This window comes from Clostridium manihotivorum (assembly GCF_004015185.1).
GTDB lineage: Bacteria > Bacillota > Clostridia > Clostridiales > Clostridiaceae > Clostridium_AR > Clostridium_AR manihotivorum.
Map to the genome: position 1 here is coordinate 3769346 of NZ_CP025746.1, position 13009 is coordinate 3782354.

The 13009-nt window shown below is 32.4% G+C and carries 14 protein-coding genes; all 14 read right to left on the reverse strand.

Annotation, left to right across the window (positions count from 1 at the left end; translation table 11 throughout):
* Nucleotides 1-3: 3 nt before the first annotated feature.
* On the reverse strand, nt 4-2100 hold the full coding sequence (gene infB / locus C1I91_RS17005; RefSeq protein WP_128213933.1) for a translation initiation factor IF-2: 2097 nt from the start codon (nt 2098-2100) through the stop codon (nt 4-6).
* Nucleotides 2101-2132: 32 nt separating this feature from the next.
* Nucleotides 2133-2438, reverse strand: coding sequence for a ribosomal L7Ae/L30e/S12e/Gadd45 family protein (locus C1I91_RS17010; protein WP_128213934.1), 306 nt, complete (start codon nt 2436-2438; stop codon nt 2133-2135).
* Nucleotides 2431-2697 (reverse strand): RNase P modulator RnpM, encoded by a 267-nt coding sequence (gene rnpM / locus C1I91_RS17015; protein ID WP_128213935.1) that lies wholly within the window; start codon nt 2695-2697, stop codon nt 2431-2433. The genes C1I91_RS17010 and rnpM overlap by 8 nt, the downstream gene beginning before the upstream one ends.
* Nucleotides 2698-2720: 23 nt before the next feature.
* On the reverse strand, nt 2721-3767 hold the full coding sequence (gene nusA, locus C1I91_RS17020) for a transcription termination factor NusA (RefSeq protein WP_128213936.1): 1047 nt from the start codon (nt 3765-3767) through the stop codon (nt 2721-2723).
* Between the two features lie 16 nt (nt 3768-3783).
* Nucleotides 3784-4245 (reverse strand): ribosome maturation factor RimP, encoded by a 462-nt coding sequence (rimP, locus tag C1I91_RS17025; protein ID WP_128213937.1) that lies wholly within the window; start codon nt 4243-4245, stop codon nt 3784-3786.
* A 363-nt stretch (nt 4246-4608) separates the two neighbouring features.
* Complete coding sequence (gene ispG, locus C1I91_RS17030) at nt 4609-5658, reverse strand: flavodoxin-dependent (E)-4-hydroxy-3-methylbut-2-enyl-diphosphate synthase (RefSeq protein ID WP_128213938.1); 1050 nt, start codon at nt 5656-5658, stop codon at nt 4609-4611.
* Between the two features lie 12 nt (nt 5659-5670).
* Complete coding sequence (rseP, locus tag C1I91_RS17035; protein WP_128213939.1) at nt 5671-6681, reverse strand: RIP metalloprotease RseP; 1011 nt, start codon at nt 6679-6681, stop codon at nt 5671-5673.
* An 11-nt stretch (nt 6682-6692) separates the two neighbouring features.
* Nucleotides 6693-7847 carry a 1-deoxy-D-xylulose-5-phosphate reductoisomerase gene (gene dxr / locus C1I91_RS17040; RefSeq protein WP_128213940.1) on the reverse strand — a complete coding sequence of 385 codons (1155 nt, stop codon included), beginning with the start codon at nt 7845-7847 and terminating at the stop codon, nt 6693-6695.
* On the reverse strand, nt 7844-8815 hold the full coding sequence (locus C1I91_RS17045; RefSeq protein WP_128213941.1) for an AI-2E family transporter: 972 nt from the start codon (nt 8813-8815) through the stop codon (nt 7844-7846). The genes dxr and C1I91_RS17045 overlap by 4 nt, the downstream gene beginning before the upstream one ends.
* A gap of 223 nt (nt 8816-9038) precedes the next feature.
* Complete coding sequence (locus C1I91_RS17050; protein WP_128213942.1) at nt 9039-9833, reverse strand: phosphatidate cytidylyltransferase; 795 nt, start codon at nt 9831-9833, stop codon at nt 9039-9041.
* A gap of 13 nt (nt 9834-9846) precedes the next feature.
* Nucleotides 9847-10608: an isoprenyl transferase gene (locus C1I91_RS17055; RefSeq protein WP_128213943.1), complete on the reverse strand. Its 762-nt coding sequence runs from the start codon at nt 10606-10608 to the stop codon at nt 9847-9849.
* Nucleotides 10609-10690: 82 nt separating this feature from the next.
* Nucleotides 10691-11248 (reverse strand): ribosome recycling factor, encoded by a 558-nt coding sequence (gene frr, locus C1I91_RS17060; RefSeq protein WP_128213944.1) that lies wholly within the window; start codon nt 11246-11248, stop codon nt 10691-10693.
* A gap of 11 nt (nt 11249-11259) precedes the next feature.
* On the reverse strand, nt 11260-11970 hold the full coding sequence (gene pyrH, locus C1I91_RS17065; protein ID WP_128213945.1) for a UMP kinase: 711 nt from the start codon (nt 11968-11970) through the stop codon (nt 11260-11262).
* 74 nt (nt 11971-12044) lie between these two features.
* Nucleotides 12045-12959, reverse strand: coding sequence for a translation elongation factor Ts (gene tsf / locus C1I91_RS17070; protein ID WP_128213946.1), 915 nt, complete (start codon nt 12957-12959; stop codon nt 12045-12047).
* Nucleotides 12960-13009: the final 50 nt, after the last annotated feature.

Below are 13009 nucleotides of genomic sequence, written 5' to 3' on the forward strand. Positions count from 1 at the left end.
CTTTTAAAGTTCTTTTCTTTGAATAGCTTCCATAGTAAAGGCTTCAACGATATCGCCTTCTTTGATATCATTAAACTTTTCTAAGCTTAATCCGCATTCATATCCTGCATTTACTTCCTTAACATCATCCTTAAATCTCTTTAATGATGAAAGCTTACCTTCTAGTATAACAATACCATCTCTGATAACTCTAACTTCTGAGTTTCTTACTAACTTACCATCTAGAACATAAGATCCGGCAATAGTACCAACATTAGAAATCTTATATGTCTGTCTAACCTCAGCTCTTCCAAGAACAACTTCTTTATATTCTGGTTCAAGCATACCTATCATCGCTGATTTTATATCCTCTATAGCGTCGTAAATAATTCTGTAAGTCTTTATATCTACATTTTCTTTTTCAGCTATACTTACAGCATTATTATCTGGTCTTACATTAAAGCCTATAACTATAGCATTAGAAGCTGTTGCAAGAGTTATATCAGTTTCAGTTATTGCACCGACAGCTCCGTGAATCACTCTAACTCTAACATCATCAGTTGATAACTTTTCCAATGATGATCTTATTGCTTCAACAGAACCTTGAACATCAGCTTTTACTATTATAGCTAACTCTTTAACTTTACCTTCTCTTATTTGACTATATAAATCTTCAAGAGATACTCTATTGGAATTATTAAAGCTCTCTTCACGATGCTTTTCTTTTCTTGATTCAGCCATTTGTCTAGCAGTCTTTTCGTCTTTAACAACTATAAATCTATCCCCTGCTGAAGGAACATCAGATAAACCAAGTATTTCTACAGGTATTGAAGGACCTGCTTGCTTAATCTTTTTACCCTTATCATCAAACATAGCTCTAATTCTACCATAAGTTGAACCAACTACTATAGAATCGCCTGAATGTAGTGTACCATTACCGATAAGTAATGAAGCTACAGCTCCTCTACCTTTATCAAGTTTAGCTTCTACAACAGTTCCCTTAGCTCTTCTTGATGGATTAGCAGTTAACTCTAACATTTCTGCAGTTAAAAGAACCATTTCTAGTAAGGTATCTATACCCTCATGAGTTTTTGCTGAAACAGGAACGCATATTACATCTCCGCCCCAATCTTCTGATACTAGACCGTATTCAGTAAGTTCTTGCTTAACTCTATCAATGTTAGCACCAGGTCTATCCATCTTATTTATAGCTACAACCATAGGAACATTTGCTGCCTTACAGTGATTTATAGCTTCTACTGTTTGAGGCATTATACCATCGTCTGCAGCAACTACTAAGATAACTATATCTGTAATCTGAGCACCACGAGCTCTCATAGCTGTAAATGCTTCATGTCCTGGTGTATCTAAGAAGGTTATCTTTTGACTGTTAACATTAACAGTATAAGCACCAATGTGCTGAGTTATACCACCAGCTTCTGACTCAGTTACCTTTGCTTTTCTTATAGCATCAAGCAAAGAAGTCTTACCGTGGTCAACGTGACCCATAACAGTTATTATTGGTGGTCTGCTTTCTGAATTTTCTTCTTCTTCAACATCAGTTTCTTCATCAAAAGTTTCTAATGTAGATTCTTCTTCCTTCTTAGTTACTGCAAAGCCATATTTTTCTGCAACTTTTTCAGCTGTAGCAAAATCTATTTCTTGGTTTATAGCAGCCATTACTCCTGTAAATATTAGAGTCTTTATTACATCAGCACCAGGTTTATTTAGTTTTTCAGCCAATTCCTTTACTGTTATAGTGTCACTTATCTCAATAGTTCCACCATCTAGTTCAGCAGTTTCATCCTCTGAATCTGAGGACTCATCCTCTGATCTCTTTTTCTTTCTCTTCTTACCTGCTTTATTAACTTCTTCAGCAACCATTTCTTCGTATTCATCTACAATGGTTTTAGAAATTTCTTCTTCATCATCTGAGCCTTCAGGTATCAATGTATTTCCAGTACCTGCCAACAGTTCTTTTATAAGTTCTGCATCCTCATCTTCAATAACACTCATATGATTCTTTACCTCTATGCTAAATTCATCCATAAGCAAAGTGATAAGATCCTTACTTGCTACATTTAATTCTTTTGCCAATTCATATACTCTTATTTTTGACATAGATTCACCCCCGACAAAATTCGTTGGATTTATCAAATATTCTCACCAAGCTCTATTAACTTCTTAGCCATATTTTCTTCTGTAATAGCTAATATGTTAATTTCAGTTCTACCTAAGCTATTTCCTAAGTCTACTTTAGAGTATTTCTCTAAAAAAGGAATGTTTTTATCCTTACAATAGCGGACAAACTTTTCCTTGCTATTAATAGATAGCTCAGTTGAGAATATAAACAAATAAATCTTTTTTTTCTTTAATATTTCTTCACATCGATTGTAACCTTCAATTAAATTACCAGATTTTTTTACTAATCCTAAAAATTGAAGAAACTTATTATTCATTTACAATCTCATCCTTTAAGTTATTATAAATTTGTTCATCTATCGTTGTTTCAAGATTCTTATTAAGTCTTTTAGCTTTAAAAGCCTTATCTAGACATTCAACACTTTTACATATATAAGCGCCTCGACCAGATTTTTTACCGGTTAAATCTACAGAGACAACACCTTCAGGACTTTTAACTATTCTTATAAGTTCTTTTTTAGGCTTCATTTCCATGCAGCCTGTGCACATTCTCATAGGAACTTTTTTTGGTTTCATTTTAGCACCTCCAAGCTTTTAAGCTATTCAGCCTGAGATTTGCTTTTTATATCAATTTTCCATCCAGTTAGCTTAGCAGCCAATCTTACATTTTGGCCTTCCTTACCGATTGCAAGAGATAGTTGATTATCATCTACAACTACTTTAGCAGATTTATTATCTTCATCTATAGCAACGTCTAGAACCTTAGCTGGACTTAATGCATTAGCTATATATTCTTCAGGCAGCTTACTCCATTTAATTATATCTATCTTTTCATTTTTTAGCTCATTAACTATGTTTTGGACTCTAGCACCCTTTGGTCCAACGCAAGCGCCCATAGGATCTACAGATTCATCAGTTGTGTTTACAGCAATTTTTGTTCTTGAACCTGCTTCTCTAGCAATACTCTTTATTTCTACTATTCCTTCAAATATTTCAGGAACTTCTAATTCAAAAAGTCTTTTAACTAAGCCTGGATGTGTTCTTGACACTAATACTTGTGCGCCTTTTGAAGTATTTTTAACCTCTACAATGTAAAGTTTTAACTTTTCATTGAAATTATATTCTTCACCAGCCATTTGTTCATTAGGTCCTAGTATAGCTTCAATTCTACCTAAGTCCACAAAAACATTTCCCTTATCTTTTCTGATTATAGTTCCAGTTATTATGTCAAACTCTTTTTGAATGAATTCATTATAGATAATATTTCTTTCTGCTTCCTTTATCCTTTGGATTACAACCTGCTTTGCAAGCTGAGCAGCCACTCTTCCAAAGTTTCTTGGAGTAACTTCTATTTCAACAACATCATCTATTTCGTATCTAGGATCTATCTCTTTTGCTTCATCAATTGATATTTCTGATACCTCATCATATACAAAATCAACAATTGACTTTTGAGCATAAACATGGATTTCACCAGTTTCTCTATTCATACTTACTCTTACATTCTGAGCTGCTGTAGTAGAATTAGCATAATTCTTTTTATAAGCAGCTACAAGAGCATCTTCTAAGGTTGTAAAAATAAGATCTTCACTTATCCCCTTCTCTTTTACAATCTCTTTCAATGCACCTATAAATTCTTCATTCATTACTGAACCCTCCTTACTAAATCTCCCCTTCGATGTTTACAGACTTTACTTTATCTTTTGGAACAGTAAATTGTTCACTGTTCTCAGTTATAACTAGTGCATCCTCAGTTACTTCTGTTAATATACCTTTTATATTCTTTTTACCACTTATAGACTTTGCAAACTTTACAAACACTTCTGAACCTACATATCTATTGTAGTGCTCTTCGGTAAAAAGTTGCCTATTTAGACCTGGTGAAGAAACTTCTAAATAATATGGATCTGTTATAGGATCCTTTTCATCTAACATATCACTCATTCTTCTACTTACTTTTTCACAATCTTCTAAAGATATACCTTCTGGTTTATCAATATATATCCTTAAGTAAAACTCATTATTTTCCTTCACAAACTCTACATAATAAAGTTCATACCCAAGTTCATCTACAATAGGCTTGCAAAGGTTATTTAAATTTTCTAAAAGTGCGTCTTTTTTCATATCTATCCTCCTTTAAACACCTAGCAAATTTTTATTAGTATTCCCATATCAATAAATCTGTATTGATTATTAAGCAAAAACGCAACTTTCAACAAGTTGCGTTTACAAATAGAAAGAGCGGACTACTCTGCCCACTCTTAACATGCTCCATTGTAAATAATCTACTATTCTAATCATAACATAGTAATTATTGGATTACAAGTACTATTTTATATTAGTCTAAAATCCAACTTTATATTACCTTTTACCAGTGATAATCTAATAAATATTTAGAACATCTATATAATTACGCATAAATTATCAAATTTAACTCTAAGTTATTTCAAAGATATATATCTTTATCAAAGACATGATAATTATATTTTAGTAATTTTCTATTTCTTTAATCAATTCGGTAACAAGATCTTTTTCGCTTACTTTTCTAACTATTTCACCCTTTTTAAATATAAGCCCTTCACCATTGCCACCTGCTATTCCTATATCTGCCTCTTTTGCTTCTCCAGGACCATTAACTACACATCCCATTATAGCTACCTTTATATTTTTCTTACAAGAAGCTAACTTACTCTCAACCTCTTCAGCTATATTAATCAGATCAATTTTTGTCCTGCCGCAAGTAGGACATGATATAAATTGGATTCCAGAATTCACATAGCCAAAGGTTTTCAGTATTTCACGACCTACTTTTATTTCTTCAACAGGATCTCCAGTAAGAGACACCCTGATAGTATCTCCAATTCCTTCAGAAAGTAAAGTTCCTATTCCGATACTTGACTTAATGGTACCTCTCCAAATAGTTCCTGCTTCTGTAACACCTAAATGAAGGGGATAATTAACTTTTTCAGCCATCAGCCTATAACTATCAATCATCTTTATAACATCTGCAGACTTTATAGAAATTACAATATCATCAAAATCCATATCCTCTAATATTTTCACATGTCCTAATGCGCTTTGAACTAGAGCCTCCGAAGTTGGACTTCCGTATTTCTTCAATAGTTCTTTTTCAAGGGAACCGGAATTCACTCCTATTCTTATAGGTATTTCTCTTAGTTTAGCCGCTTCTGCCACCATTCTAACTCTATCTGCACTTCCAATATTACCTGGATTAATTCTTAATGCAGAAACACCATTTTTTATAGCTTCTAGCGCTAATCTGTAGTCAAAGTGAATATCCGCAACTAAAGGGATATTTATATCTTTAACTATATCCTTGATAGCTAAGGCAGCTTCCATATCAGGAACTGCACACCTAACTATATCACATCCAGCTTCCTCAAGTCTTTTTATCTGATCAACGGTACTCTTTACATCCCTTGTATCTGTATTTGTCATAGACTGCACTGATACTGGAGCATCTCCGCCTACATATATACTTCCCACTCTTACTTTCTTCGTTTGCATTCTGTCCATAATAATCATCTCCTATAAACTAACTGGGAACAATATATCTTTAACTGTAACCAATAACATTAATAACATAAGCAGTGAAAATCCTACAAAGTTCAGTGCTCCCACTACTTTATCCGGAACTTTCTTTCTTGTTATCAGTTCAAATAATAACATAATAATCCATCCTCCATCAAGAGCTGGAAACGGAAGAAGGTTAAACACAGCAAGCTGTACGCTTAAATATGCAGTAAACCATATAAGTGTTATTATTCCACTTTTGGCAGCTGTACCTGTCATTTTAACAATTGTAACAGGTCCACCAACATCAGTTTTAAGGTTAGCTTTACCAGTAAATATACTCTTCAATGCATAAAAAGTCTGTTTTACCCAAGAAGCTGTTCCTTTAAAACTATACTTAACACTTTCAAGTATACTTGGATTCTGCACATATTGATTACTAATACCTATCATCAACATTCCTTCATCGCTTTTCATAGGAACTATACTAAATTCTTTATTCTCATTACCTCTCTTAACCAAAACATCTACAGCTTTTCCTTTAGAAGTTGCTATTTCATAGGTTAAGTCATCCTTAGTTAACAGGGTCTTGTTGTTTACCTTAATTATTTCATCACCTTTAAGCATTCCTGCTTTAGCTGCTGGCGAATCCTTAACAGTTTCATTTACAGTAAGTAATGCGTAACCTGAATGAAAAGTGAAAATACTGAATAAAACTATGGCAAGCACATAATTCATAAATGCACCTGCAAATATTATAGATATTCTTTGTAACGGAGATTTTGACATAAAACCTCTGCTATCATTGGTGGTCTCTTCTTCACCATACATCTTAACATATCCACCTATAGGCAAAGCTTTAATCATGTATTCAGTTTCTTTTCCTTTTATACTAAAAAGTTTCGGCCCCATTCCTATAGAAAATTCATCTACCTTTACACCATTAAGCTTAGCCAATGTAAAATGGCCAACTTCATGAATCAATATCAACAAACTAAATGCTATAATCGCAAAAATTATATACACAACATTTCCTCCTATTCATACTTATTAAATACATAGTCTCTTACTTCTTTATCCATATTATTAACACTATGTAATGTTACTTCCTTATTATAATCAAAATTATTCATACATTCTTCAACTATATCCGCAATTTCTAAGTAACTAATCTTTTTATTCAAAAATAAACTTACACATGCTTCATTTGCAGCATTAAGTATACATGGCATAAGCTTACCTATTCTACCAGCTCTAAATGCAAGCTCTAAACATTTAAAAGTTTTAAGATCTGGAGTTTCAAATGTAATTTTACTCAAAGTTTTAAAATCTAAGGTTCCTCCTATATTACTCTTTCTATCTGGGTAATTCAATGCGTATTGGATAGGAAGCTTCATATCTGGAGTTCCAAGCTGAGCAATTATAGCACCATCTTCATATTGAACCATAGAATGTATCACCGACTGAGGATGAACTACAACTTCAATTTTGTCATAATCGCAATCAAAGAGCCAGTGAGCTTCTATTACCTCAAGTCCTTTATTCATAAGTGTAGATGAGTCAATTGTAATTTTAGGTCCCATAGACCAGTTAGGATGCTTTAAGGCATCTTCAACTGAAACCTTTTCTAAATATTCTAAATCTTTTCCTCTAAAAGGCCCTCCTGACGCTGTAAGTAGTATTTTATCTATCTTATTCATACTATTGCCTTGAAGACTTTGAAATATAGCGCTGTGCTCCGAATCAACCGGAAGTATGTTAACGTTATTTTTTCTTGCCTCCTCCATAACTAGCTCACCAGCTACCACCAAGGTTTCCTTGTTAGCTAAGGCTATAGTTTTGCCAGCCCAAATGGCATTTAAAGTAGGCTCTAGACCTATCATACCAACTACTGAAGTCACAACAGTATCAACACTTTTGTTTGTTGCAACTTTATTTAATCCCTCTATTCCAAAGTATACCTCTATATCATACCCTTCTTTAGTACAATAATCCAAAACTTTGTTATATGCATCGTAGTCAGTCATAGCCACTACCTTCGGATTAAATTCTTTTATTATTGTTATAATACTATCTGCACTTCTATTTGCACTAACCCCAATTAGTTTGAATTCATCTTTATGAAATCTCAACACCTCTAAAGTTTGAGTTCCTATAGAACCAGTTGCCCCTAGTATAGCTATATTTTTCATGTAAATTCCTCCTGAGTTGAACTGATTATTATATTTTTAGCTAGTAATACATAAAGAGGACCAGATATTATACCTATAACACCAAATAGTTTGACACCTATATATATTGACAATAAGGCAAGTATAGGATGTATATCTAGTCTATCTCCAATAAACTTAGTTTCAAGAATTTCTCGATTTATTTGAATTAAGATATATAATATTACAAGCCCAATGGCTATAAAATATTCCTTTAATACAATATTGTATATTATTAGTGGAATAAATACAATAATAGTTCCAACGTAAGGTAATATATCAAGTGCTCCACATATTAAAGCTAACAGAAATGGTTCTGGTACCTTAAAAAATATAAAGCCAAAAAATGTCTCTACTGTGCTAAATAAAGCAAGCATTACTTCTATTACAGCAAGCTTTTTTAATTTGCTTATTGATTGTCCAACATTGAGCACTATATTTTTTGGCAGAAGGACATAGAAAAGTCTCCTTATCATAAATTCATCTACTAAAACAAAATAAACGCAAATATTAGCTATTACATAAGATACAATACTCTCAGAGGTATATAACGCTCCTTTTTTTATGATGGAACCGTCTATGATACTGTTTCCAATATGCCCCCCAGGATTATTATTACTAACCGTAACTAAATTTAAAAAATCATTATAAAAGGAACGTAGCTTGTCTATATTTATAAGTACATATTTTTGAAAAACTACAATTATATTATTGCTTAAATAAAAAACAACAACAAATAAAAGTAAATTTAATACAATTATACTAAAAGCTGCAGATAATTTAAATGAATTTGTAACTTTTAAAAAAAACTTTTGTAAAGGCTTGGCCAACAAATACAGGACAACAATATAAAGAAATGGATTAAAATAATTCTTGATTACAAAAGATATGAAAACTACTACAAACAATAAAATAAGCAATTGGATTAGTTTAGAATATTCTTTTAACATTTAGCTTCCTCTTAACATGTTTAATTTCTTTACTTAATTATATTAATGCGATTAATTTTATATTATTAAAATATTTATTAATCAGTTAAGTTTTAGAAATTTAAACTAATAAAAGATATAAAAACACTAATTTTTCCACTTCCTTAAGAAATAAAAAATAGCTTACAACACATAATCATGCATTGTAAGCTATAATAAAATGACCTTTGCTAAATATTAAGTTTTACATTGAAAGTACAATATGAAGATATAAATATATTATGGTTGATGCAAATAATATACTATCAAATCTATCAAGTACTCCTCCATGTCCTGGTATAAGATTGCTATAATCTTTTATTCCTACATATCTTTTTATTGATGATGCTACCAAATCACCAAACTGACAGAAAACTCCGCATAGTATTCCTATTATTATATAATGATATAAAGGAATTGTATGTACATATGGGTTAATAGCAAAACCATAAACCGTTAAAGCTAAAGTACTTCCTAATAACCCTCCTATGGACCCTGCCACTGTCTTCTTAGGACTAACCTTTGGACAAAGTTTTCTTTTCCCTAAATACTTACCTGTATAATAGGCTACGGTATCGCAAAGCCAAGAAGCTAAAAAGATTAACCAAACCAAAAACTTTCCATTAGGCATCAAATTAATAAGATATATAAAGCTAAAGAACACGCCTACATACATGAAGCCTAAAATAGTAAGCGCCACATCTATAAATGTATATTTTGTATTTATAACCGGAATACATAGCAACACTAATAAAGCTACTATTAAAAGATACATCAGCTTTTCAATATCGTTATTAAGGAAATAATAGCATATCAAAAGCACATAGCCTACTGGCCATATTGGATTAAAATCCTTAGCTTTCATGGTCTTATAGAATTCATACATTCCCACAGCGGAAAGTAGAATAGTAAAGTATTTTAAATATACTCCACCTAAGAATATAAATATTAATATCGGAGCAATTATTACCGCACCCAGATATCTATTATTAGATTTCATAATATCACCTCAGTTATTTTATGCCGCCATACCTTCTGTCTCTATTTTGATAATCATAAATAGCCTTATGAAGATCTGACTCTGAAAAATCAGGCCAATTTATATTTGAATACCAAAACTCAGAATAAGCACACTGCCATAATAAGAAGTTGCTTAATCTTTGCTCTCCACTTGGTCTAATTATTAAATCTGGATCTGGCATATCTTTAGTGTACATATATGACGAAACAATATTTTCATTAATATCTTCTATTCCAATACGTCCATCTTGAATATCTTGTGCTATTTTTTTTACTCCATCTATTATTTCTGATCTGCCACCATAGTTCAGCGCTAAATTAAGAACTATTCCAGTATTATTTTTAGTTTTCTCGTATGCGCTTATAAGTTCTCTACTGCATTTATCAGGAAGCTTTGATATATCTCCTATGTGATTTATAACCACATTACTTTTATTTAATTCATCAAATTCCTTCTTTAAGTATTCAACTAAAAGATCCATCAATGCACTAACTTCATCCTTAGGTCTTTTCCAATTTTCAGTGGAAAAGGCATATAGCGTTAAGTACTTAACACCTAATTTATCACATTCTTTAATTACTCTTCTTATGGTTTCAACACCAGCTTTATGACCAACTGTTCTAGGAAGATTTCTCTGTTTAGCCCATCTACCGTTACCATCCATTATTATTGCAATGTGTTTTGGAATATTATCATGGTCTATACTGATATTATCATCAATATCTTTTCTTCTTTTTCTAAAGAGCTCAAACATACTATCTACACTCCTATAAAAGGTTTATAAAATTAAGTTATCCTGTTTCCTAAAGAATAAAAAACCTGCTAAAGAAGCAGGTTTAAACTGTCATAATTTCTTTTTCCTTATCTGCTACCATTTTATCTATTTCTTTTACATAGCTATCAGTAACCTTTTGTATATCATCCTCAGCCTTCTTGATTTGATCTTCTGACACATCTCCATCTTTCTTAAGGGCTTTAATTTTATCATTTGAATCTCTTCTAATTGATCTTAAAGCAACTTTAGCCTCTTCTCCAGCTTTTTTTACATTCTTAACTAAATTCTTTCTAGTTTCTTCAGTAAGTTCTGGAACTAAAAGCCTTATTATAGTACCATCATTTGTAGGATTAATTCCTAAATCTGATTTTAATATAGCCTTCTCTATTTCTTTTAGAAGTGGTTTTTCCCAAGGAGTAATAACAAGCATTCTTGGTTCTGGTGCAGAAATATTAGCAACTTGATTTAGAGGACACATGCTTCCATAGTAATCAACTTGAATTCTATCAAGCATAGTAGGGTTAGCTCTTCCTGCTTTCATAGTCTTAAGCTCTGAATCTAAAACAACAATAGTTTTTTTCATCTTATCTTCAGAAGCCTTTATAATATCCTTAATCATCATAAACCTCCTTATTTATCGCAAACTAAAGTTCCTATTTTTTCACCGCATGCGGCTTTTTTAATATTACCTGGCTCATCTAGGCCGAATACAAGTATTGGAATATTATTATCCATGCATAGTGAGGTCGCTGTCGAATCCATAACTTGAAGGCCTTGCTCTAGTACTTGAATATATGATAAAGTATCATATTTCTTCGCATCATTGTACTTATGAGGATCCTTATCGTATACTCCATCTACTTTTTTAGCAAGTAGTATAACATCAGCTTCAATTTCTGCTGCTCTTAATGCTGCAGTTGTATCAGTTGAGAAGTATGGGTTACCTGTTCCAGCTGCAAATATTACAACTCTACCTTTTTCAAGATGTCTCATCGCTCTTCTTCTTATAAAAGGTTCAGCAACTTCTTTCATTTCTATTGCTGTTTGAACTCTAGTTAACACACCTAATCCCTCTAATGAATCTTGAAGTGCAAGTGCATTTATACAAGTGGCAAGCATACCCATATAATCAGCAGTTGTTCTATCCATTCCTTCACCACTTCTGCCTCTCCATATGTTTCCGCCACCTACTACAGCACCTACTTCAACTCCCATATCGATAAGCTCTTTTATCTCACTAGCAATTCTTGTTGCAACATTAAAATCGATTCCAAATCCATTGTCACCAGCTAGAGCTTCTCCAGAAAGTTTAAGTATTACTCTTCTATATTTAGCTTCCATTACACAACCTCCACCATGTATTATATATTTATTTTTTTAAAAAAAGAGAACACGGTGTGTTCTCTTTTGTATTTCTATTTCCCTTGAACTTGCTTTGCAACTTCTTCTGCAAAGTTTTCTTCTTTCTTATCTATACCTTCTCCTCTTTCATATCTAACGAAAGTATTGATATTGATTGGAGAACCAACTTCTTTAGACTTCTCTTGTAAGTATTTAGTTATAGTCTTATCGCCATCTTTAACCCATGGTTGTTCAACTAAACATACTTCTTTATAGTATTTTTGAATTCTTCCTTCAACCATCTTGTCAACGATCTTTTCAGGCTTTCCTTCATTTAAAGCTTGAACTCTGTATATTTCTCTTTCTTTTTCTACAGATTCAGTATCAACTTTAGATTTATCTAAGAATAAAGGATTTGCAGCAGCAACTTGCATACAAAGTTCCTTAGCTACTTCTTCTAAAACTGGGCTAGCAGTTTCACAACCTAATTCTACAACAACACCAATTCTACCACCACCATGGATGTAGCTTTGAGTTATTCCGTTTTCAACTGAGAACTTTTGGAATCTTCTTACTGACATATTTTCGCCTAATTTAGCAATTAATGCAGTTAAGAATTCTTGTACAGTTTGCTCTTCGTTAAACTTTTGAGCAACAAATTCTTCAACAGTTGCTACTGTTGTAGTAGAAGCCATTTCAGCTAACTTAGCAGCAAAGCCTACGAATTCTTCATTAGCAGCAACGAAGTCTGTTTCACAGTTAACTTCAACTATACCAGCACTCTTCTTGTCTTCTGATATAAAAGTTTTAACTATTCCTTCAGCAGCAACTCTACCAGCTTTTTTAGCAGCAGCAGCTAATCCCTTTTCTCTTAATACTTCTACAGCCTTTTCCATATCGCCGTTTGTTTCTGTAAGAGCTTTCTTACAGTCCATCATACCAGCGCCAGTTCTTTCTCTTAATTCTTTAACAGCTTGAGCAGTTATCATGCTAATTCCTCCCTAAAATGTTAATGTAAAAGGTAAATGAAGTTTATCTT